Raw genomic sequence first — 22,955 nt, forward strand, 5'->3', positions numbered from 1 at the left:
CTTATCTTACAAAAAATGAGGAGGTTGCTCTAATGAAAAAACATATTGTCTTACTTCCTGGTGACGGAATCGGTAAGGAAGTCATTCATTCAGCAAGAGAAGTATTAAGTGCCGTAGCAGAAGAATATAATCATTCTTTCAGCTTTGAGACCCATGAAATCGGAGGAGCAGCCATTGATCAATACGGCACTCCCCTTCCAGAATCAACCGTTGATGCCTGTAAACAGGCAGATGCAGTATTACTTGGAGCAGTAGGCGGACCAAAATGGGATCAGAACCCTTCCCATTTACGTCCAGAACGTGGCTTGCTTGGCATTCGTAAGGCACTTGATTTATATGCAAACTTAAGACCAATCAAGGGATTTAAAAATCTCCTCCATGCATCACCATTAAAGGAAGAAGTGGTATCTGGCAGCGACCTCCTTATTGTACGTGAATTAACAGGCGGCCTTTACTTCGGGACACCAAGTGAACGCCGTGACAACGGAAACGCGGTAGTAGACACACTGGCTTACACACGTAAAGAGATTGAAAGAATTGTAGATAAAGGCTTCCAAGCTGCACAGCAGCGGCGTGGTCATTTAACCTCTGTTGACAAAGCAAATGTGCTTGAGTCCAGTAAACTATGGCGCGAAATAGTTGAGGAGAAAAAGGCTCAATATCCCGATGTGGCCGTTGAACATGTGTTAGTAGATGCAGCAGCAATGAAATTGATTACGAACCCGACTCACTTTGACGTCATCGTTACTGAGAATCTTTTTGGCGACATCTTAAGCGACGAGGCATCTGTACTAACCGGTTCACTTGGCATGCTTCCATCTGCCAGCTTACGTGAAGATGGGCTTGGTCTTTATGAACCTGTTCATGGCTCTGCTCCTGATATCGCAGGAAAAGGAGTGGCTAATCCAGTTGCAATGATTTTATCCGCTGCTCTTATGCTGCGTTATTCCTTCCAATTAGATGATGAAGCGAAGGTTATTGAAGAAGCCGTCCAATCTGTACTCGATGCCGGCTTCCATACGGGGGATCTCCAAGTGACGGATGGGCGCCTTGTAGGAACAGTAGAAATGACAAAACTAATTGTAGATTACATTAAATCGCAAAACGCATCCAAGTGTATCGCCAGCTGTTATTTTTAATAGGTGAAGCAGAATCCGTCAGGCTTGTTCTTTAACGATTGCCTGGCGGATTTCCTGCAAATTTTTCAACAGCAAAAATCTATGAACGTGAGGAAGGAAGCTATGCAAACACCAAAAAATATTATCCAAAAAATTTGGGAACAGCATGTGGTACATCAAGAAGAAGGAAAACCCGATTTATTATATATTGATTTACACCTCGTACATGAAGTGACCTCACCTCAAGCATTTGAGGGCTTACGAATAAATGGACGCAAAGTCCGTCGTCCGGATCTTACTTACGCAACAATGGATCATAATGTTCCTACCCGACAACGTCTTGTCATTAATGACCCAATCTCTAAAAAGCAAATCGATACCTTACAGGAAAACTGTCAGGAATTCGGTATTATACTTGCTGACATTCATCATCCCGATAATGGTATTGTCCATGTCATTGGTCCTGAGCTAGGCCTCACCCAGCCTGGGAAAACCATTGTCTGTGGAGATAGTCACACCTCTACACATGGTGCATTCGGAGCCCTTGCCTTTGGAATCGGTACAAGTGAAGTGGAACATGTACTTGCCACCCAAACGCTTTGGCAGGCACCACCAAAAACACTTAATGTAAAAGTAAACGGCAAACTTGGGGTTGGTGTAACAGCCAAGGACCTCATTCTAGCCATCATCGGCAAGTTCGGCGTCCAATTTGGAACTGGTTATGTGATGGAATACACAGGTGAAGCGATCCGATCCTTGTCCATGGAAGAGCGAATGACTGTCTGCAATATGTCGATTGAGGCTGGTGCGAGAGCGGGTTTGATCACTCCTGATGAAACAACCTTTGAATATTTAAGAGGACGCCGTCATGTGCCACAAGGAGAAGCCTTCGATGAAGCTGTGGCTCAGTGGAAAGCACTGGCTACCGACGAAGGTGCAACCTATGATGCAGTGGTTGAAATTGATGCTGCAGAAGTCGAGCCACAGGTTACTTGGGGAACAAATCCTGGTATGTGCATTCCTGTTACAGCCAATGTTCCAAGCCCAGATGATGTTGATAGACCAAGCGAACGGGACGAAATTAACCGAGCTCTTGAATATATGGGACTTACGGCTGGAGAACCTATCTCCAACGTTAAGGTTGATCATGTTTTCATTGGTTCTTGTACAAACTCCAGGTTAAGCGACTTACGAAAAGCGGCTGAAGTCGTGCGCGGCAGAAAGGTTAGCCCTTCTGTTACTGCTATCGTGGTGCCCGGTTCGTTTAGTGTAAAATTATCCGCTGAAAAAGAAGGCTTAGATGTCATCTTTAAAGAGGCAGGCTTTGAATGGCGAGAGGCTGGTTGCAGTATGTGTTTAGCAATGAATGATGATATCGTTCCTGCAGGCGAGCGCTGTGCATCCACTTCTAACCGGAACTTTGAAGGACGTCAAGGTAATGGCGCACGGACGCATCTCGTCAGTCCAGAAATGGCTGCAGCTGCTGCAGTTGCAGGTCATTTTGTTGATGTCCGTCAATTCACTGCTCAGGAGGTTATATAGCATATGGAACCACTACGCATTCACCAAGGACTTGTTTGTCCATTAAACAGGCCAAATGTAGATACAGATCAAATTATTCCGAAGCAATTTTTGAAGCGAATTGAACGAAGCGGCTTTGGTCAATACCTCTTTTATCATTGGCGCTTTGATGATGCTGGCAATCTACGGCCTGATTTCCCTTTGAATCTGCCAAAATACCAGGGTGCCTCCATCTTGGTTGCTGGTGAGAACTTTGGCTGTGGCTCATCCCGTGAGCATGCTCCATGGGCCGTACAGGATTTTGGCTTTAAGGTGATCATCGCACCAAGCTACGCCGATATATTTAAAAATAACTGTGTAAAAAATGGAATTCTTGCTATTCAAGCTAGTGAAGCACAGGTACAAACCATTATGAAAAACGCTGATGCAGAGGGCTATACTCTAACGGTCAATCTTGAGGAGCAAAGAGTATTTGATAACTCTGGTTTCGAGATGACATTCGATATCGCTCCCTATCCTAAACAAATGCTGCTTAACGGTTGGGATGAGATTGGGGTTACCTTAACCTATGAAGATAAAATCAAGCAATATGAATTAGCACGTTAATTTGAATGAGCCTGGGATTCCAGGCTCATTTTTAGATATGGTCTAAAATATTCTTATTATCCGATTCTTCATCAAAGGAAAGTACATCTTCCACCGGCTGATAGGACTCACCATAAAAGTGTTTATCCTTATAGGTGTGGATCATATCGTATGTCTTTTTCATCGCCTCAAAAACCAGTTCCTCAGATTCATCATTTGGTGCCCAGTAAAGGATTTCCATCCTGTTAATTTCATTCGTTGCCAAAGACCTTCTCTCATAACCAATCGACGTAGCATGCTCGAATTTTTCCCGCTTGTAAAAATGCAGTCTTTTTTCAGTATCGCTATCCTCATAATTAACTGGCTCTACTTCAAGGATGATTGGCTTTCCCTTTTTTTTCAACTTATCCAATAGTTTATGCCCTAAACCCTCACCGCGGGCATTTTTTGAAACAAATAAATAATCGATAAAAATAAAGTTATCTAGTTCAACATACATCAAAACATGATTAGGCCCTTCATCTTTATGATAAATTTCTGAGCGTTCTTTCAGCAGGGTTTCCATGTGCTCTCGTGATTTCATCTCTTCGACAGGAAAATATTGATTCAATTTTTCATACCAATGCATGGGATTCCCCTTTCATACTCTCATTTACTCTAAAATTCAGGTAACTGATCGAGATTGTTTTCCTTGATACCATCGGGTTCACTTCGGATAATATCTCTACCATATTTATGAAAGACATCAATGTGCGCCACATTTCCAGCCTTCGCTTCATCCAAGGCTGTTACATAGTCCAATTCGCGTCCTGTGCTTGTTTTAAAGGCAATAATATCTCCATCCTCATTTTTTCTAACGGCAACAATCGCTTCTTTACCATCAGAGTTATTCTGATTTGCCTCTAGGCTTGTTTCTTGTTCACTTTGCTGTTTATATTCTTGATAAATTTTTTCAAAATCCTGTTGTTCCATTCATTCCACCTCCGAACATTTGTTAGTATTTTTCCTTTACGAAAAATTATCCCCCGTCCTGAAATTGTCAAAAACTGTTCATACTTGTATTCCCCTAATAAATTTCACCTCAAACCTCACGTGGTATAATTTACCTGATTGGGGGTGATAAAAAATGGAACCGTCAGAAGGAAATGCATGGTTTTACATTCAAGATCATCAACAACAGGGACCTATAGGTATATTTGAATTAAGAAAATTGCTGGAACAAGGTATTTTAACAGCTGAAACATTTTTATGGACAAAGGACTTAGAAGACTGGCAAATGGTGAAAAGCCTTAATCTATTCCCTGACTCTATGGTGAATCATGGAATGGAGGAAGAAACTCCGATCAACTTGGCCGGTAACTGGGAGGAAGTCAAAAAAGACACTTATCCAAATGGAAGACCGATTGTCCGTTATCTAGCACGATTTTTTGATCTTTCCTTGTTTTCATTGTTTCTCATTACATTGGTATCCGTCTTCTCTCCAAAATTTATCGTTGAATCATCAGGCATCGCCATTTTTATGTTCAGTCTGGTTCTCTATATTTTAGTAGAGGCCTCTATTCTCTCTATTTTTGGTAATACCTTAGGTAAGGCCCTCCTTAATGCAAGGCTGAGAATGGTCAATGGTGATCCTATTAAATTTTTTACGGCCCTTAAGAGGAGTATCTTTGTAACTGCAGCAGGAATGGGATTTGGCATCCCCATTATTAATTTCATTTGTTTTTATTTTTCCTTTTTCGATCTTAAAAAAAACGGAAGGTCCACATGGGACAATCAGATAGGTACCGTCATTTTATACGGAAAGGTAAGTTTTGCACGGATAATATTCGTTAGTCTGTTCCCTATTTCGCTCTTAGTCGCTGGACTTATCATCTAAAGTAAATAACTTTGTGAATGTTTGCACAAAAAAATTCAAGTCATCATACAATCAAAAACAAGAGCCCTCCATAATTACGAATGGAAGGGCTTTAATTTTTTCTTGAGAAAATAATTCTCTTCAATCCCCAACCTAAACCTATTAGCGTGATTGCCCTTGCTCAAAGGGTATACTAGTTAATAAGGATTTTTTTAGGAGTGAGAGGTATGATTTCCCTAGATAAATCGCACGACCCTCGAAATAATGCTGAGATGCTTACACAAATCACAGGTGTACAGCTGGATATTAGGCAAGCGGTCAGCGAAACAGAAGAATTATTTAATCAGCGTTTAAATGAAGCGGTTGAACCTACAGCTGGTAAGAAACCTTCCCAGCCGTCATCTTTTTTAAAAAAAGTAACGGAAGGCTTATTTCGTCTACTTTCAAAACCTTCACATCTTTTGAAACCCACGAGGATCATTGTTGATGATGAAGAAATGGTGGTTCCGGATTGGAAGGATACGCTTGATACAGAGTATATGCAATTGAAAAAGCAGATTATCCGTGAAGTAAATGTAATGGATTTTGGTGCGGTTGGAGACGGTATCACAGATTGCAGTGCTGCTTTTAAAAAAGCAATTGGTAATGGACGGGTAAAAGTCATTGTCCCACCTGGAGTTTTTTTGACAAAAGGGATCAAGCTGCCCTCCTGGACATGGATTGAGGGTTCCGGTAAAGGGGTTACTACGATTAAGCTTAACCAACAGGCTTCAAAAGGTACAAGATTAGTAACCAACGCAAACCATTGGCGGGGCAACCATCATCTTTTCATTAAGGGATTAAGTTTAGATTGGAATGTTGAAAGGCTCGGGGAAGCAACAAAAACAAGTACATGGGGGAACCATTCCAGCTGCTTAACATACGCTAATGTGACGTATGGTTGGGTTAAGGATGTAGAAGGAATCAACCCTGGGCTTCATTGCTTTGATATCTCCTCCACCCTTTACAATTACGCCGGTGATGGATACCGTGCACGTGGTGGCAGTAAGTACGTTTGGCTGGACAATCTTACCGGCTATGGCTTTGGTGATGACGGAATCACCACTCACCATAGTGATTATGTTTGGATTTCTCATTCGCATATGTGCGATCCTAGTGGACGAGCCCACAAAAAAGGCTATTCTAATTCAAATGGAATCGAAGTGGATGACGGATCAAGAAATGTGCTGTTGGTGAATAATTCATCTGCTAGATGCTTTGGCGGGGTAGAAATTAAAGCCCATCAAAATTCCTCGGCAGCCTCAAATGTAGTAATCGTGGGGCATATTTCTGTCAACGATAACCGTTCTTTTAACTTCCGGCATATCGGGCACCATAAAGCATCCGAAGTAGAATCACAAACTGCTTTTAACATTTTGGCTATGAATCTTGCTGCTATCGCACCTGTTTTTTCCAATTTATATAAGGATTCCACCCCCCGCGGCATGGTGATTTCTGCTTATAAAAATGTGGTGATCAATCATTTTACTTTAATCGGAGATCCATATTACGACTATCAAGGAAATCCGGTAATTGCTGTTCAATACCGTGCTCGAAATGTGCTTCTAAACAACATTTCATTTAAAGATTTTAATCATGCTGGAGAAAATATTAAAGTTTATGGTGGCGACAATCGTGCTGATTCTATCAAGCTCGGAAATATCAAAGTTTTTCAACCTTTGAATAATTAAACAAATAATAAGCATTCTAAGATGTGTTTAGGAGGTGAAAATTTTGTCACATCAATCGAATGAAAATGAGAAGCAACAAGCTAAAAATAATCGTCAAGGCTCCGGATCAGAATATCACAGAGAGCATGCGGGTAATGTTGAAGGCTACGGCCAGCCGCACCCAGTTAATGGTGAAGATACCATGACCAATAACAAGGAATAATCTATTTATCAGTGAAAGAGATTTAATAAATAAAATGACGTGTGCCTTCACACGTCATTTCTTATGCCTTTTATCAACCTCTAATTCATCGACAAGCTTCTCCGCCACTCTTCGGTATAAATTACTCATATGAACAAGCGAAGAAATCATCAACACTTGTTCAAGATAAGGAGAATCCTCGCTCAGTAAGGACGTTATTTCTCCTTTTACTTCCCTCACTCTTTGCTCGATGTCCTCTTTAAAATCAACCGCGTTTTGGCTGGTTAAATGAAGATAGCTGGTATAAAAAGAATCAACATCCAACTCTTCTTTTACAATCATCCTATTAATCCCATCAAGAGTTACTTTAATGTCATTGATCGAAAGTGCCCCTTTTAACTGGTAAATCAGACTAATTAAAATCAGATGGTCTTTGGAATATTTCTTATTTTGAATTGGAAAAATTAACTTCCCTTTTGCATAGTTATTGATCATTGTTTTGGTGAGAATCTTTTCGTCCTCATTCCGTTTTGTTTCGTTAAATTTACTTTCAAATAATTGAATAACCTGGTCCATATATAAATCAATCTTTGGAATCTCTTCCAAAGTTAAGTTCGTCTCCAGGCCAAGCTGATTAATAATTTGGTTAATATGTTCCATTCCGTAAACCCCGCTCATCTTCATTATATTTTTCATTATACCTAAAGAATTAGTTGTTGACTAGGTGAAGTTACATAAGTATCATTATAAGTAGTTATTAAAACTACATGTCGTGTTAGGAGGAATTTAAATATGAACAATTATATTCGTGAACCCATTAATGGACTGACTCACTTAGCTGGAGCAGTTTTGGCCTTTGTTGGGCTCCTCGCAATGGTCATTAAAACCGCAATGACGGATCCCTCCCCACTGGCTATTACAGCAGTCATAATCTTCGGGGTTAGTATGATCCTGCTTTATGCCGCTTCGGCCACCTATCATATGGTTATTGCACATGACAAAGTAATTGCCTTTTTAAGACGGCTCGACCACTCAATGATATTTGTACTCATTGCTGGAACATATACCCCTTTCTGTTTTATCAGTTTGAACGGAAAAACTGGCGCCATTCTATTCTCTATTATCTCGAGTGTTGCAATTAGTGGGGTTGTTTTTAAAATGGTGTGGTTTACTTGCCCACGCTGGATTTCTACTGCATTGTATATTGCAATGGGCTGGATGATTGTTTTTGTTTTTTCTCCGTTAACAGGAAGCTTAAACCCAATGGGCTTAGTATTATTAATACTCGGGGGGATTTTTTATACAGTTGGCGGGGTAATATACGGGGCAAAGCCGAAGTTCTTAGAAACAAAATACCTAGGATTTCATGAGATTTTTCATATTTTTATTTTACTAGGAAGCCTGGCACATTTTTTCTCTGTGTTTTTGTATGTAATATAATGAAAAAGAATAAAAAGGCTGACCATTTTATATGTGTCAGCCACATTTCACTAATGCTTTCAATTTTTCATTTCTAGTGATTTACAATCCTCTTTAGTTCTTCGTACAAAACTACTCCATGATTATAAACAGGGTCCTTTGCTCCATACAAAAGTGTAACCCTATCTTTAGTACTCAAATCAATAATTTGCTCAATCATCTGTTGCTTTTGTTCATCGCTACACAGTTCATTTATGTATTGCTTGTGAAACTCTTCAAACAGTTCTGGCTTATGACAGAACCATTTTCTCAGCTCATTACTTGGGGCGATCTCCTTAAACCAATACGACAATCTCGCCGCTTCTTTAGATATCCCCCTCGGCCACAGCCGGTCAATTAATATCCGACATCCATCCGTATCATCATACGGTTCATAAACCCTCTTAAGAAAAATATTACTCATCCTATCACCTCACCATAGTCTCATGGACAAAACTGTCCTTTCCAGACGGACATTGTCCACGGATGGTGCCTGATACCACTAATGACACCAAAAAAGACACCAATATTAATCCTCGTCCTTGACGTCGATGCTTTCCGGTATGGGCTCATTTAGGATTTCTTCAATCAGTTCTTTGTATTTTTCCAGTTGTTTTAGATGAGTACTGAATTGGTCCCTGTTGATTAGGTACTGTTCCCCATCAAAAACGGCGCGTATTTTCTTTTGTTGAATGAGGCCTTTAACGTTTGCCTCTGGCATTTCTAGATATTCTGCTGTTTCCTTTATAGTAAGATACAAAGTTACTACTCCTCTATTGAAAAATTAACCTGATTGACCACTCGTCCCAATCTCCCTTTTGTAGTGAAAGCTTGAGACAGTGAATTTAAGATAGCTTCCTCTGCAGCTTCGGCAGCAGCCATAAATAGCTGATTCATAATTGAATGATCCTCTCGAAGCTGGACTCGGGTTTCCATCCTATCCTCTGAAAAATGAGCGATCTTTTGTGCAGTTGAAAAAGCAATAACAATATCACCACTGCCGTGACTAAAATGACTACCAGTCCTCCCAAGCCCAATACCACAGCGTTTCGCCAACCGTTGTAATTGTCTGTCACTTAACGGAGCATCAGTGGCCAAAACAATGATAATGGACCCATCCGAGGTTTCAGATAACCCTTCTCCCCCTGCATAGCGATACCTTTGCAACTCCTCTTTTTTTCCGAAGTTACTTAGAACAAGACAGCCGACCGTGTACTCTTCCACCATACGGGAAGATGAACCAATCCCGCCTTTATAGCCAAAGCACATCATGCCCTTCCCTGCTCCAACAGCTCCTTCTACTACCTGGTCAATAGTTGCATTCTTGATTGCCTCAATTGCATGCACCGGCTTCACTGGGAAAAGCCTAACAGAATTTAGGTAGCTGTCATTGCATTCACCCACTACTATGTTGATTGTCCCAGTGGTATCTCCAATTTCCGGATTTTCTTGAAGCATGTACTCCAAAACACCTTGCGTAACTGCTGGTACTGCAAAGGTATTTGTTAACATAATAGGCGATTCGAGTAAGCCTAATTCATTCACCTGCACAAGACCGGTGGTTTTTCCAAATCCATTGAGCACATAACTTGCTGCAGTGACCTTTTCCCTAAACAAATCGCCGCTATGCGGTAAAATGGCTGTTACTCCCGTACAGGCATACTCCTTTCCACTCTCTTCAAGTGGAAAATCCAACGTCACATGGCCAACCAAGACCCCAGCGACATCCGTGATACAGTTCTTTCCACCCGTTGGCAGCCTGCCAATGAGTATTCCTGCATCCCTTGCCTTCATCGCTTAATCCCTGGGCGATAGTTAAGGAAGTTTTCATAAGCAAAGCCTTTTACTTCTTCCTCTTTAAAATGCTTTAATAGTTCGTTGATTAGATTTTGGCTCTTAGAGGCGTCTTCCAGGTCGGTAATAAACGTGGAAATCCCATCAAAATCGGAACCTAATCCAATTTGCTTCACACCGCCCAACGAGCAAAAATGATCGATATGCTTCACCAGGTCAGTAATTTTCACCTCTCCAGATTCTTTTACAAATGGTGGATGGTACACAACGTGAATATGTCCACCATTGGCAAACATTGCTTTCGCCTGTTCATCGGTTAAGTTACGTGGGTGATGGCAAAGTGCTCTTGCATTAGAATGGCTAGCAATTGGATACTTGGCCAGCTCAATGACCTCCCAGATCCCCTTATCACTTAAGTGGGAAACATCTGTAAGGATCTGATGCTCGTTATTAAACTCAACGATCTCTTTTCCAAAAAGAGTCAGTCCTGCTCCGCGGGGTTCTCCTGCTCCATCTGCAGCCAGGTTTGCCTGATTCCAGGTCAGCCCTACTGACCGGACCCCTAACCTGTAAAGAATATGCAGTTTAGCTAAATCGTTGCCAATGGCGTCTACCCCTTCGAGTGTCAGCATTGCCCCAATTTGGCCAATTTTTAAGCGGTCAAAATCAGACCATTCCTTGATATGTACCATGTCCGGATTTCTTCCGAGCACTTCTTTGTAAAAATAATCAATTTGTTCAAGTGCCACTTGAAATTTATGGTCTCCTTTAATTTCGGGTTCGATAAAAATAGCAAAGCACTGAACCTTTATTTGTCCTTGCTGTAATCGATTTTTATTGGTTTGTAAATCCGGTGCATCTGCAAATCTTAGTACTCCTTTTGCTTCTTGGAGCTTTAGCAGCGCATCACAATGTAAGTCGATGATATTCATATTAAGTGATCTCCTTTTTTATGAAAATTTTACCATAATAAATAGAGCCAGGTAGAGAGGTACCTAGCTCAAATAAAATTTAGTTTGCTTGCTCCGCCATCTCTTTAACCTTTGGCAGCACCTTGTCCCAAATGTCAGCACTCATATCTCGGTACTTCTCTCCATCGGTCATTGCTGAGAAGTCACCTTGTAAAATATGTAGGGTAGTCTTCCCATTTTCCTCAAGCAGTTGGAAGGTGATTCCGTCTTCCTCTGTCACCGCATGCCTCTCCGCACTTCGAACGTCAAATACGGTAAAGCGAATAATTTTGTTTTTCTCAACAGCCGTAACGTTACCTTCAACAATCACTGTACCATCCTGGCCTTTCCAAAGCACTGGACTTCCCAGCTCCCAAGTAGACTCAAGATGGAACTGCGGACCGCCGCTTGAAAATTCCTTTGCCCAATCGGCATTATACTCACTAATAGTAAGTACATCCCATACTTTAGTTGCAGGAGCATTAATTGTAATCGATTTGTCGACAAAAAGTTTACTCATAGTTTCCTCCATATTGGCATCATTGTTATTCCTATTATACGACACAAATTTTTAAATAAATACTGCGATGCCGTTCAATTTTGGACATATATTCTTACAAAGAACCACTGAGAAAGTCTGTTAAATAACCTCCCAGCATTAAAGAATTGATCCAACGGTTATAGAATAATGTAACTTAAGTTAGAAAAAATAAAATACAAATCTAACAAAAAAGGATTGTTAATGATGGAGAGAAACCAATTATCAAGAAGAATCTCGGTTGCATCCGGAAAAGAACCTGCAGATACAGTTATTAAAAATGGAAAAATCATCGATGTGTTTAATGGTGAAATCATTAAGGGAGATATCGCCATTGTTGATGGTTATTTTGCGGGCATCGGGGAATACGAAGGCAAACAGATAATCGATGCAAAAGGCTGCTATGTTTCACCGGCTTTCATCGACGGGCATGTTCATATTGAGTCATCTATGGTGACTGCCAGTGAATTTGCCAAAGTTCTCCTTCAGCACGGTGTAACCACCGTAATTGCCGATCCTCATGAAATCGCCAATGTGTGCGGTGCAGCAGGAATACAATATATGCTAGATTCCTCCGAAAACCTCCCTTTTGACTTTTACTTTATGCTTCCATCTTGTGTTCCCGCCACCGCTTTTGAACACTCTGGAGCTATCCTTAAAGCAGCGGATCTAAGGCCTTTTTATCTGCACCCGCGTGTCCTCGGTTTAGCGGAGGTAATGAATTTCCCTGCTGTCTTACATGCAGAACAAGACATGTTCGATAAGATAGTGGACAGCAAGAAATTTGGTAAAAAGATCGATGGCCATGCCGCAGGGCTCAGTGCGAATGATTTGAATGTCTATATGTCTGCAGGCATACGAACAGATCATGAAAGCACCACGGCTGCCGAAGCAAAAGAACGCCTCCAACGAGGAATGTACCTGATGATCCGCGAGGGTACCGTGGCAAAGGATTTACTGCAATTAATTCCGGTCGTTACCAGTTACAACTCACGTCGCTGTCTGTTTGTTACAGATGATAAACATTTAGATGACTTGATTAGTGAAGGCAGCATCGATCACAATGTACGACTGGCCATTTCCTCAGGTCTTTCTCCCATCACTGCAATTCAAATGGCGACGATCAATGCAGCGGAGTGCTTTGGAATATCAGAAAAAGGGGCTATTGCACCTGGATATAAAGCGGATTTCATCCTTATGGATGACCTTGAAATAGTAAAGATTGTTGACGTTTATAAGGATGGAAAGCCCGTATGGAAGAATGGGCTTTTAATGTTAGTTTATGGGTCAGAAAAGAAAATCACAGAAACAGGATGCCTACAGAATTCCGTTCGTTTTCACGAGGTGTTAGTGCATACTTTTGAAATCCCTCTAAAAGGCAATAAAGCAAATATCATTGAAATCATCCCCAATAGTCTCGTAACTAAACATATTATGGAGGAAGTAGTAATTTCCGAAAGTGGTATATTTCAAACTTCTATTACAAGAGATCAATTGAAATTGGCCGTTATTGAGCGCCATCATATGACGGGGGAGGTTGGACTAGGGATTGTGAAAGGGTTAGGGCTAAAATCAGGTGCGATTGCCACCACTATCGCCCATGATTCACATAATCTAATTATCGCTGGTACGAACGACCATGATATGCTTTTTGCAGCCCATACGCTTAAGGAAATGCAAGGAGGAATGGTGGTTGTTAATCAAGGTGAAGTGCTTGCCTCATTAGAGCTTTCCATCGCAGGATTAATGTCTGACCGTCCCTTCCAGGAGGTTAATGATAAGCTGAATGAGATTAACAAAGCGCTTAGAGAAATAGGATCTAGCGGTGAATTTAATCCATTTCTGACTCTGTCCTTCTTGGCACTTCCTGTAATTCCCGAACTAAAACTGACTGACCAGGGATTGTTCAAGGTTTCTAAATTTAAACATATTAGCATTGATGCATCTATATAAAAAAGCCAGTTTCATTCGACTGGCTTTTCTTGTGTTCTAGTGCCACTGGATCGGTTTTTTCTTCTTTCACCGGCCCTAGTCACCTCGACCAGTTACCGTCCACCCGTTTTTTCTCCCTTCACCAGCACTAGTCCCTTCTCTTTAATACCCTTAACAACTGCTCTTGATATTTTTCCGTTTCTTCGTATTGTGGCATATGCCCTGATTGCTCAAACCAAACGATTTCTTTCTTTGGTGCCTCCAAATTCAGCATATACTGTTCTGCCAATTCCGATGGTAAGGAGTAATCATATCTCCCCAGAAAGAAATAAACAGGAATCCCTACTTTCTTCACAAGCTCACGCAAATCTGTTTGAAGTAGCTCCTGATGCATATGCTTTACACTAAACAAGGCCCCTTTAAAGAAATTAATCTTATCCACCAAGCTATATTCTGGCGCAGAAAAAATGTATTTAAAAATTTTCCTTCCAGGCTTACTATGTGTTTTCCCTCCGAACTTCTCTAACCATACTGAATACTTCCATAGTCCTTTTGAAAACTGGTTAAATGGCGGCCTTCCAATCGATTTAAGATCTTCTAGTGCTTTTTGATTCCCTAACTCTTCTGCTTTTTTCATAACATAGTCATAGGAAACCAGTAAGTCCTCAAGTAATCCCGTTGCTTGAGCTACCCCCACATAGCTATGAAAATATTGCGGGTAACGGTCCACCATTAACATACCAAGTATGGTACCAAACGAATGTCCATGTAGATAAAACTTTTCTTCGCGCTTATTTAGGCGCTTTTGTAAAAATTGAAGTAACTCCTCCGCATCTAAAAGAAACTGCTCTAAATTCATTGAATCTGCCTTCACCGCTTTTGAAAAGGATTTCGCTGCCCCACGTTGGTCCCAGTTAACAATTGTAAAATGCTTTTCCAGCGGCCCATTTAACAAGTGGGATAAATAGATTTCACTTTGACCTGGACCACCATGAATCATTAGCAACACAGGATTATCAACATTTTCACCACGAATTAGAACATGCTGTTCCACCCCGCCAAGTAGTACTTTTTCCAATACCGTGATACTTCCTTCTTTCACATTACCCTTTTGATCCAAAATCGGTCTTTCTTTTACAAAAATATTCATATTAATCGCTCCTTTAATATACTTAATGTTGTTTATCCAATATTGGATATTTGGATAAATTTTTTTCATCATCACTAGTCTATGTTTATTATCCAACGTTGGATATTCTAATAAAAAAATCACTTAATCATATCAATAACCTTTTTAACCATCTGGATATCTGCATCAATATGTTGAAGGGTATTCTCGAAAGCAAGTTCCATGATTGGATGATATCCCCCACTAACCGATTTATTTGCCTGCCCTAGGTGCCATTCTGTCTTTGTCGCTTCAAGGATATGCAAGTTTTCTTGTAAAATACTTAGTGTCTCTTCTTTTGGAAGCTGACCTACCATCGCCAGTGACAACATAAAATCGGATTTTAACGAATGCGGCTGTGAGCGTAAATAATCTTTTAATAAAACAAAGTATTCCGCTTCCCCTTTTTCGGTAATCCCATAAATCTTTCGAATCCGTGCTCCAGTTCTCTCTTCTTTAACTGTTTCAATAATGCCTTCGTCTTCCATCTTGTTCAGTGCATAATAAATCGAACCTGATAAAACATTTGCCCACTGATCCATTCTGCTTTCTTGAATAATTGTTTGAATCTCATAACCGTGCATGGGTTTGTTTTTAAGTAGACCCAGAATAATTAATTTAGACATTTTTTAACCTCCTTGCTTGGATACTCAACCTTGGATATCTATACTTTAATACAATATATTTCCAATGTCAACAACTGGTAAACGTAATTAATAAATTTTTTTAACAGGTACTCTTCAATAAAAACACCCCTCACCAATCAATGGGCAAGGGGAATCTGTAAAGATGAATTAATATTAATTTGTTCTCTCATCAACCTTCTTTTCCCTAAACAGCACATGTTCAAACAACAGACAGGACATCAATCCAACAAGTAAACCATTAGCGATAATATTCCTCAGCCATGGCTCGACACTTTCGAATGCTACTGGTGGCATGAACATCATCCCGATCCCTACCATCAATGAAAGGCCGATAACTAGTAAATTTCGGGAGGATGGCTCCTGGCCCATTAAATCCCGAATGCCAAAACCCATCATCTGCGAGAATGGAATGAACAAGGACGCATAAGCTACCTCCAGTGGCAAAGTCGATAGAAACTCGCCTATATAAGGGAAAAATCCAATTAAAATGATTAAAACAGCTCCAATTAAAAGAGGGCGTTTTGCTCTAATCCCTGTTGTTGTGATAAAACCTGCTGAAACAGACAAAGGAACAACGCCGACAACCGAAAATATTCCCGAAACAAGCAAGTTCACTCCGTTACCGAAAATTCCCTTTTGATACTGCTTTGGCTGGATTTCTTTTTCAAGAGCAATCCCCACTACTAAAATACTCGCAATTACATTCGAGATTAACACAACGGAAGTAATAACGGAGGTCAATACGATCCCTAAATCAAACTTGGGAGCTCCCCAGCTGAAAAGTTCCGGCAGCGCAAACCAACTACTTGGTTTATAGATTTGCCCCTGATGTATGAATCCGAATAGATGGAACAAGGTCCAGCCAACCATGATACCGACAAGAGGCCCCATGCTTTTCCAAATACCTTTTGCTTTTAATGAAAAAAGTAAAATAATAATAATTTCAATCAAGCAAATCAATGTAATTTTTCCATTGAGCTGATTCGTAGCTGTAATCCCAAGAATACTCTTGAAAAAAGAGCCGCTAAGTTGGCTGACAAGTAGGATTAAATAAACCCCAGTGACAATAGGTGTGAATAATAAACGGATTTTTTCAATAATCGGCAGAAAGCTTACTATCGCTAAGAATAACCCCGCAATGATAAGACCCATTTCTAGCTGCTGTAGTAAAAGGCCCTGTCCTCCTGGTGCACTCATTGTACCGAGCAGGATAAAGATGGCCCACCACATTCCCGCCGCCCCTTCGACAACTGGAAGACGGTGGCCAATAAATACTTGTATTAAGGTTGCTACACCAGAAACCAATAGCATCCGTTGCATAAAGGTTGAAATGTCTGCTGGAGACATGTGAAAAGCTGCGCCCACTACAACCGGCACTGCGATGATATTCGTTAGCATAAAAACAGCCCACTGGATACCTTGCACCCCTGACAAAAGGGCACTGTCTTTTCTTGTTACGTCATTCATTAGTAGAAACACCTTCTCATTTAAATAACTAAAGACTGTTGTTTCTCGACCTTTTTATTATAATGCCGGTCGAGAAAATATCCATTTGTAGATGCTAAAATTTGTTGGAAAAGCATTCCCACGACCACAGGCACGGCCACCGCAGCAGGGAAAAAGGAAACGGCTAACACCGCACCAGCACTTATATTCCTCATTCCGCCTGTAAACGTTAGGGTTACGACCGTATCGCGATCCATCTTCATCAACCGGCCCAAAAGGAAGGAAAATAAATACCCCGTGAAGGCAATGCAAAAGACGGTTACCGTAATTCCTACAAGCTTTAGATTAATGTTTTTTAAATATGGGGCAACAACTGCCCCGTTTAACATCACAACAATGCCAATACTGATTTTTGAAAAAGGAGCTAGACGGGAACCTATTTGGTCCTTAATTTTCCCCTTTGTTAATTGATTTAATAACATTCCTACCATGGAAGGAATAACCACCATTCCAAGCAGTCCTCTCATAATGCTTACAAAGTCCATTTCGACTTTTTGACCGATAAATAATGAAAGGGAAAGCGGAACAATAATAGGAGAAAGCAAGGTATCTATTAAAATAAGAGATAAAACCAAGGGAATGTTCCCTTTGTAAATAGAAACCCAAATGAAACTCGTCACTCCTGTTGGGATGACCATACCTAAAATAAGACCAGTAATCGTATAAACATCACCAGAAAAGGCGACATGACCTACCCCCCATGCCCAAGCTGGCATGAGAACATGTAAAATCAACATCGCCATAAAAATGGGAAATGGATGAGCCATTACCTCTTTTAATGAACGGAAATTAGAGCTTAAACTCCCAGCGAAGGTCATAAAAGCAAAGATCCAAGGAATCAGGTAGGAAAAGTCCATTAGATGGACACTAAAAATCACCCCAGTTACAACGCCCACAGGAGTAATTAAGGGCATGATTTTTTCTAGTTGTCTATTTAATTTATGCAGCATAACGCTCTCCTATTTGTCTTCCAACGATTGTAAATAGGCCTTCCAAGCTGCAAGCCCACCATCTAAAACAGTTACATTGTAATTGTGAGCATCGAGAATCTTCGCACATTTAGCTGCGGAATTCCCTGTGGTACAGGTTACGATGACTTCTCTGTCTCGTGGTAAAGATAATGGCGGATTTCCTTCCTTCTCTTCCATTTCAAAAATAATTGTCTTTGGGATATTCTTGCTTTCTTCTATATGAAATTCATTGTATTTTTCTTCTGCACGCACATCGAGAACAACTGCCTTTTCATTTCCAAGCAACTTTTCATGAAGTTCTTTCGGTGTCAATTTTTTGATTGTCATTGTGTGCACCTCCTTTACAAAGAATACCATAAATTTTCTTTTCCATGAGAAAAAAATCCTTCGGAAATCGAAAAAAACGAATTACGTCTTAAGTCGTAGGAAGAAATAAATCTCAGGTTCATTGAGGATAACGAGAGGATTTCTTATGCTTTATATAGAAGAAAGTAAAAAAGGGGATGGAAAAAAATGAAAAGAATTATACTGCTACTATTAGTTATTACTGGATTATATATTGTCTTCAATCAAGGGTTCCAAATGGATTGGTCTCAGGGAGAAACCAAGAATACTCAAGTCGCCGTAACAGATGATACAGACTTAATAGAAATTAATGTATCTAGTGTAAGTACCACTATTATTCCGGAAGACCGGGACGACTTAAAAGCCGTTTATAATGGAAAAGAAAAACTAACAGTTAACGACTCAGGAGATACGGTTGAAGTTTGGATTAAACACAAATGGTTTGATTGGTTTAACTGGTCACCTTTCTCCAAAAAGAGGGAACTGAAGATCTATATTCCAGAAAATTATGACCGTAATATGAGTATCGATTTAGGCTCAGGTAATTTACACTTCTCCGGCACTTCCAAAAATAAGCCTTTGAAATTAAATGAGTTAACCATTGATATTGGCTCTGGCAACTTGAACCTTACTAATCTAGTAGTAAAAGATTTTGTCCAGGACGTTTCTTCAGGGAACGTGAATATCGATTTACTAAAGACGGAAACAGGTTCCTTTGATATTAGCTCTGGCAACCTGGAAATTAAGCACTATACAGGACCAATCGAGGCGGATGTATCATCCGGAAGACTCAGCATTCAAGTCGATCAACTGTTAGATGCGATTACCATCGATGTTAGTTCTGGTGATGTCAGTCTTGATTTACCGGATGATGCTGATTTTACAATTGATGGTGATGTAAGTAGCGGTAATATTTCTAGTAGCTTCCCATTGACCTCCAAAGACCAAAGTAAACACAGTATCGAAGGAAAGCATGGTTCAGGAAAATTTCCTATTAAGCTTGATGTCTCCAGTGGAAATATCAGAATCCATTAAACCAAGAAGCGGTTGTCATTCAAGACAGCCGCTTTTGTTTGCTTATTCCTCCAGACTTCTTCGACCATTATGCCAGCTTCGGCTTGGAATGACACTCTGACTAGATTTCATCAGGGCATTCCCCGCATACACTCTTGTCTCGCTTACCAAAGCGAATAATCCGGTTCCAATAGCCAGGTGAAAGACCGCCCATGAAAGATCCAGGAATGTCATGACCACCACGGCCCCAAATTGAAAAACAACTGACAACATACATAGTATAAGTCTCTTTTGAATGCGCCTACCCCATTTTTTTGTAAATGACCAGAACGTAAGTAAGAGAATATACAGAGTAGAAACAACGGCAAGTCCACGATGAATGGTTTGGAGAAGTTTGGAATAGTCGTAGGATAGAAGGTTTGTCTGCAACCTAACCAGCCACAAGCCAATCCATAGGTTTGGTGCTTAATATATGCCCCAAACGCCATTGTACACAAAAGGAGAATGAGTAACATATTTAGATGGCGAATGACCGACCTTTGATTCCCTTCCGTTAAATATGCTTTGTACTTTCGATCCTCAACCTCCAAATGTCTCCAAATCCAAATCAGACAGAAAAGATAGAGCATGGCGATGATTAAATGGACGGATATCACAATAGAAGGCAAATCAAGGACAACAACAACGGCCCCAAGAAGCACTTGAATCACCAGGAGCCCTAACATGGCAACTGCCACCTGATGTACTCTCCACCCAGTTTTCTTCCTCATAAGAGAAAAAAATAATAGGATAGAGAGTAAACCAAGGGTTGCTCCAATGACTCGATGCAGATATTCAATTAATGTAGCCCCTTTAACACTGGAATAACTTCACCGTTACACATTGGCCATTCAGGTCCACACCCCATGCCAGAATTAGAGGAGGCTACATATCCCCCAAAAACAATTAAAAAATAGGTCAGTACTACTCCAACAAGTGCCAAGTGTTTTTTTCTCACCATTCAACCCCCGCATTATTTTAAGAATATTTCGAATCAATTATTAATTTAACAGAATTAGACAAGCCTTTCGGTGATTTGTATCACGAAGCCTTAAAAATTGTCGGTAACCAAATCCAACAATTTTTCATAGGGTACTATTGCCTTGTGTTTTTTACTCATGGAAGGAGAATTAAGATGTATTACAACCCTTTTCATTATTCTGTTTATCCTCCCTTTCCTGCTTATTACACATATACTGTGAACCCTTCATATCCTCGGAGCTATCCACCGGTAGATACGAAAATATTTGTCAAGTCCGTCAAATCGTTCCGTTTACTAATGGAACAAGGAAGTATTTTACTAGATAGATTGAGCGATCCTGGCTTTGATTATAAAATTATGAGTGCCGCCCAGCAGGGGAAACATAGCGAAGTGGACGCGATGATTAAGTCTATCGGTTTGAAAGTCCCTGTCATCACGCAGTTTACCCCGTCAGGAATTAACTTCATCCTCACCACCCATGCTGATCAAGCTCACCCAACGAGTTGCTGTACACTATCGGTAGCTATGAAATGGGGCATGTAGCGTCTATAGGCATTTGAATTAAACAGTCACTATAAAAGATGCCTACCGCAAATAATCGTAATGGTTTTACTTACAAACTACAAACTGTAAAAAGTAGGTCCAATCTCTGATTCATTCTCACATTTTCTCGTCATAGGAAAAACCACATTAGGATTTGTCCTAGATAACCTTGAGAGAACCATTTTCCTTGTTATCCATCTGACTTTTGTGCTTCATAACCAGGGTGAAGGAAACTTTTCATGTAACTCAACCGAATTTTGTCCTTCATAACCCGGATGAAGGACACTTTTCATGTAACTCAACCGAATTTTGTCCTTCATACCCCGGATGAAGGACACTTTTCGGGAATGTAAATTATTTTGTGTAAATGGTTAAATCCTATATGATTTGACTATATTGAAACTAAAGTGTTCTTACCTACTAGGGGGATAGGGCAATGCTGGGGAGCAACCCGAGCACCTAGTAGGGTTCTGTACAAAAGGAGAGAGGATTTTTCCTCTCTTTTTCCTTTTGGGAGAACGAAAGCGATAAACCCTTAGGGCAGAGCCCTAACTTAACTACGTCAATTATTTCCCAAGCCGGCCCTCAAACATGATATCAAACTGCTGTCTACATTCTAACCATCCAGGAATAGGATTAGACCATTTATCTGTAACTCCAACAGTCGCAAGGTAAACAATTTTCCTTAATGCATTATCCGTTGGATAAGCAGTTTTTGTTTTTGTGACTTTCCTTAGTTGTCTATGGAATGCTTCAATAGTGTTGGTTGTGTAAATTAACTTTCTAATCTCTACTGGGTAAGAAAAGAAAGTCGTGAGTTCTAGCCAGTTGGTCTCCCATGATTTAATAACAGAAGGATATTTCTTTCCCCACTTTTCTTTAAACTCATCAAATTCCAATTCTGCTTGTTCAATTGTATATGCTTTATATACCTTTTTTAAATCGTCCATAAGTTCCTTACGGAATTTGTGAGGAACACACTTTACATTATTTCGTAATTGATGAATGATACAAGACTGAATATCTGTTTTCGGAAACGTGGCATTAATTGCCTCTGAAAATCCAGAAAGCCCGTCTTTACAGGCAATTAGGATATCTTGTACACCACGACTCTTCAAATCTTGGCAAACGTTCAACCAAAAACTAGCACTCTCATCTTCGCCGATCCAAATACCAAGAATGTCCTTAATACCATCTGTATTTACGCCTAAAACTGTATAAGCTGCCTTACTAACAATCCTATTTTCATGCTTAACTTTAAAGTGTATTGCATCCAAAAACACAATAGGATACACAGGGTCTAGTAGACGGGACTGCCATTCATAGACAAGAGGCAACACTTTGTCTGTAACCTTACTTACTAAACTAGAAGAGACGTTAATACCATAAATATCCTTCATGTGGTCCTCAATATCCCGTGTGGACATACCTTTAGAATAAAGGGCAATTATTTGATCCTCTAATCCATTAATAGAGGTCTCATATTTCTTTATAATCTGCGGTTCATATTCACCTTTACGATCTCTAGGGATATTTAACTTGGTTTCACCTAACTTAGATTTAATGGTCTTTTTACTATAGCCATTCCGGCTATTTCCCGTATTGATACCTTTAGAATCATGTTTGGAGTACCCAAGGTGCTCCTCAATCTCAGCCTCGAAAACCTGTTGGAGAGTCTCCTTGAAAAGGTCCCTAATCATGGCATGAATATCGTCCACTGTTTCACATTGACCTGCCAATTCTCTAATTGTCATATCCCTATAATTTTGCATAAATGATCATCTCCTTAATTGGTAAGTATAACCATTTACACAAAACTATAGACGTTCTCCACTTTTCATGTAATTCAACCGATTTTTGTCCTTCATACCCCGGATGAAGGACACTTTTCATGTAATTCAATTGATTTTTGTCCTTCATACCACAGATGAAGGACATTCTCCTTGTTATCCAACTGAATTTTGTCCTTCATACCACAGATGAAGGACATTCTCCTTGTTATCCAACTGAATTTTGTCCTTCATACCACAGATGAAGGACATTCTCCTTGTTATCCAACTGAATTTTGTCCTTCATAC

At 40.2% G+C, this 22,955-nt stretch carries 24 protein-coding genes and 1 pseudogene; 10 read left to right on the plus strand and 15 right to left on the minus strand.

Translation table 11 applies throughout. From position 1 onward, the window contains the following. The first annotated feature begins 32 nt into the window (after positions 1 to 32). The 3 genes from leuB to leuD all read left to right on the plus strand — a co-directional run bounded on the left by leuB (position 33) and on the right by leuD (position 3,245). A complete protein-coding gene (gene leuB / locus AA0X95_RS25510) occupies positions 33 to 1,139 on the plus strand; it encodes a 3-isopropylmalate dehydrogenase (protein ID WP_413303131.1) in 1,107 nt (368 codons plus the stop codon). A gap of 102 nt (positions 1,140 to 1,241) precedes the next feature. Further along, positions 1,242 to 2,660: a 3-isopropylmalate dehydratase large subunit gene (leuC, locus tag AA0X95_RS25515; protein WP_413303134.1), complete on the plus strand. Its 1,419-nt coding sequence runs from the start codon at positions 1,242 to 1,244 to the stop codon at positions 2,658 to 2,660. 3 nt (positions 2,661 to 2,663) lie between these two features. Continuing rightward, complete coding sequence (gene leuD, locus AA0X95_RS25520; protein ID WP_413303137.1) at positions 2,664 to 3,245, plus strand: 3-isopropylmalate dehydratase small subunit; 582 nt, start codon at positions 2,664 to 2,666, stop codon at positions 3,243 to 3,245. Positions 3,246 to 3,276: 31 nt separating this feature from the next. Here leuD and AA0X95_RS25525 read toward each other — a convergent pair whose 3' ends face one another. Together AA0X95_RS25525 and AA0X95_RS25530 are read right to left on the minus strand one after the other, a co-directional pair. Next, entirely contained in the window at positions 3,277 to 3,852 is a 576-nt protein-coding gene (locus tag AA0X95_RS25525) for a GNAT family N-acetyltransferase (protein WP_413303140.1), read from the minus strand. 29 nt (positions 3,853 to 3,881) lie between these two features. Next, positions 3,882 to 4,196, minus strand: a complete 315-nt coding sequence (locus AA0X95_RS25530) for a DUF3892 domain-containing protein (protein WP_413303142.1) — start codon at positions 4,194 to 4,196, stop codon at positions 3,882 to 3,884. Between the two features lie 154 nt (positions 4,197 to 4,350). Here AA0X95_RS25530 and AA0X95_RS25535 point away from each other — a divergent pair, with 154 nt between their 5' ends. From AA0X95_RS25535 to AA0X95_RS25545, 3 genes are all read left to right on the plus strand, one after another. After that, positions 4,351 to 5,100 (plus strand): RDD family protein, encoded by a 750-nt coding sequence (locus AA0X95_RS25535; protein ID WP_413303145.1) that lies wholly within the window; start codon positions 4,351 to 4,353, stop codon positions 5,098 to 5,100. 206 nt (positions 5,101 to 5,306) lie between these two features. Continuing rightward, complete coding sequence (locus tag AA0X95_RS25540) at positions 5,307 to 6,809, plus strand: glycosyl hydrolase family 28-related protein (RefSeq protein ID WP_413303148.1); 1,503 nt, start codon at positions 5,307 to 5,309, stop codon at positions 6,807 to 6,809. A gap of 43 nt (positions 6,810 to 6,852) precedes the next feature. Next, positions 6,853 to 7,011 (plus strand): hypothetical protein, encoded by a 159-nt coding sequence (locus AA0X95_RS25545; protein WP_413303151.1) that lies wholly within the window; start codon positions 6,853 to 6,855, stop codon positions 7,009 to 7,011. Between the two features lie 54 nt (positions 7,012 to 7,065). Here AA0X95_RS25545 and AA0X95_RS25550 read toward each other — a convergent pair whose 3' ends face one another. Continuing rightward, the gene (locus AA0X95_RS25550) at positions 7,066 to 7,650 is read right to left on the minus strand and encodes a DUF1836 domain-containing protein (RefSeq protein ID WP_413303153.1); all 585 of its coding nucleotides are present in this window, start codon (positions 7,648 to 7,650) and stop codon (positions 7,066 to 7,068) included. 132 nt (positions 7,651 to 7,782) lie between these two features. Between AA0X95_RS25550 and trhA the strand changes: the two genes are divergently transcribed. After that, positions 7,783 to 8,430: a PAQR family membrane homeostasis protein TrhA gene (trhA, locus tag AA0X95_RS25555; RefSeq protein WP_413303156.1), complete on the plus strand. Its 648-nt coding sequence runs from the start codon at positions 7,783 to 7,785 to the stop codon at positions 8,428 to 8,430. A 73-nt stretch (positions 8,431 to 8,503) separates the two neighbouring features. Here the strand turns inward: trhA and AA0X95_RS25560 are convergent, their stop codons facing one another. The 5 genes from AA0X95_RS25560 to AA0X95_RS25580 all read right to left on the minus strand — a co-directional run bounded on the left by AA0X95_RS25560 (position 8,504) and on the right by AA0X95_RS25580 (position 11,712). Beyond that, entirely contained in the window at positions 8,504 to 8,872 is a 369-nt protein-coding gene (locus AA0X95_RS25560) for a DUF488 domain-containing protein (protein WP_413303158.1), read from the minus strand. 105 nt (positions 8,873 to 8,977) lie between these two features. Then, positions 8,978 to 9,208 (minus strand): excisionase family DNA-binding protein, encoded by a 231-nt coding sequence (locus AA0X95_RS25565; protein ID WP_413303161.1) that lies wholly within the window; start codon positions 9,206 to 9,208, stop codon positions 8,978 to 8,980. A gap of 5 nt (positions 9,209 to 9,213) precedes the next feature. Continuing rightward, positions 9,214 to 10,242, minus strand: a complete 1,029-nt coding sequence (locus AA0X95_RS25570) for a P1 family peptidase (protein WP_413303163.1) — start codon at positions 10,240 to 10,242, stop codon at positions 9,214 to 9,216. Continuing rightward, positions 10,239 to 11,174 (minus strand): dipeptidase, encoded by a 936-nt coding sequence (locus AA0X95_RS25575; protein ID WP_413303166.1) that lies wholly within the window; start codon positions 11,172 to 11,174, stop codon positions 10,239 to 10,241. Before AA0X95_RS25575 ends, AA0X95_RS25570 begins: the two co-directional genes overlap by 4 nt. A gap of 79 nt (positions 11,175 to 11,253) precedes the next feature. Beyond that, positions 11,254 to 11,712, minus strand: a complete 459-nt coding sequence (locus AA0X95_RS25580; protein ID WP_413303168.1) for an SRPBCC family protein — start codon at positions 11,710 to 11,712, stop codon at positions 11,254 to 11,256. A 225-nt stretch (positions 11,713 to 11,937) separates the two neighbouring features. Between AA0X95_RS25580 and ade the strand changes: the two genes are divergently transcribed. After that, positions 11,938 to 13,683, plus strand: coding sequence for an adenine deaminase (gene ade, locus AA0X95_RS25585; RefSeq protein ID WP_413310259.1), 1,746 nt, complete (start codon positions 11,938 to 11,940; stop codon positions 13,681 to 13,683). Between the two features lie 127 nt (positions 13,684 to 13,810). On the opposite strand, the gene AA0X95_RS25590 is transcribed toward ade, so the two are convergent. The 5 genes from AA0X95_RS25590 to AA0X95_RS25610 form a co-directional block, all read right to left on the minus strand. Beyond that, on the minus strand, positions 13,811 to 14,812 hold the full coding sequence (locus AA0X95_RS25590) for an alpha/beta fold hydrolase (RefSeq protein WP_413303171.1): 1,002 nt from the start codon (positions 14,810 to 14,812) through the stop codon (positions 13,811 to 13,813). A gap of 119 nt (positions 14,813 to 14,931) precedes the next feature. After that, positions 14,932 to 15,456, minus strand: coding sequence for a PadR family transcriptional regulator (locus tag AA0X95_RS25595; RefSeq protein ID WP_413303173.1), 525 nt, complete (start codon positions 15,454 to 15,456; stop codon positions 14,932 to 14,934). Positions 15,457 to 15,630: 174 nt separating this feature from the next. Continuing rightward, complete coding sequence (locus AA0X95_RS25600; protein ID WP_413303176.1) at positions 15,631 to 16,944, minus strand: purine/pyrimidine permease; 1,314 nt, start codon at positions 16,942 to 16,944, stop codon at positions 15,631 to 15,633. A 20-nt stretch (positions 16,945 to 16,964) separates the two neighbouring features. After that, positions 16,965 to 17,933 carry a bile acid:sodium symporter family protein gene (locus AA0X95_RS25605; RefSeq protein ID WP_413303178.1) on the minus strand — a complete coding sequence of 323 codons (969 nt, stop codon included), beginning with the start codon at positions 17,931 to 17,933 and terminating at the stop codon, positions 16,965 to 16,967. 9 nt (positions 17,934 to 17,942) lie between these two features. Further along, positions 17,943 to 18,281 carry a rhodanese-like domain-containing protein gene (locus tag AA0X95_RS25610; RefSeq protein ID WP_413303180.1) on the minus strand — a complete coding sequence of 113 codons (339 nt, stop codon included), beginning with the start codon at positions 18,279 to 18,281 and terminating at the stop codon, positions 17,943 to 17,945. Between the two features lie 186 nt (positions 18,282 to 18,467). Here AA0X95_RS25610 and AA0X95_RS25615 point away from each other — a divergent pair, with 186 nt between their 5' ends. Continuing rightward, a complete protein-coding gene (locus AA0X95_RS25615) occupies positions 18,468 to 19,334 on the plus strand; it encodes a DUF4097 family beta strand repeat-containing protein (protein WP_413303182.1) in 867 nt (288 codons plus the stop codon). 209 nt (positions 19,335 to 19,543) lie between these two features. Here the strand turns inward: AA0X95_RS25615 and AA0X95_RS25620 are convergent. Then, a pseudogene (locus tag AA0X95_RS25620) lies at positions 19,544 to 20,313 on the minus strand (COX15/CtaA family protein). A gap of 174 nt (positions 20,314 to 20,487) precedes the next feature. Between AA0X95_RS25620 and AA0X95_RS25625 the strand changes: the two are divergent. After that, on the plus strand, positions 20,488 to 20,877 hold the full coding sequence (locus tag AA0X95_RS25625; protein ID WP_413303185.1) for a hypothetical protein: 390 nt from the start codon (positions 20,488 to 20,490) through the stop codon (positions 20,875 to 20,877). Positions 20,878 to 21,443: 566 nt separating this feature from the next. Here AA0X95_RS25625 and AA0X95_RS25630 read toward each other — a convergent pair. Then, entirely contained in the window at positions 21,444 to 22,649 is a 1,206-nt protein-coding gene (locus tag AA0X95_RS25630) for an IS256 family transposase (protein WP_413299614.1), read from the minus strand. Positions 22,650 to 22,955 lie beyond the last annotated feature (306 nt).

The organism is Neobacillus phoenicis (assembly GCF_047302305.1).
Classification (GTDB): Bacteria; Bacillota; Bacilli; order Bacillales; family Cytobacillaceae; genus Neobacillus.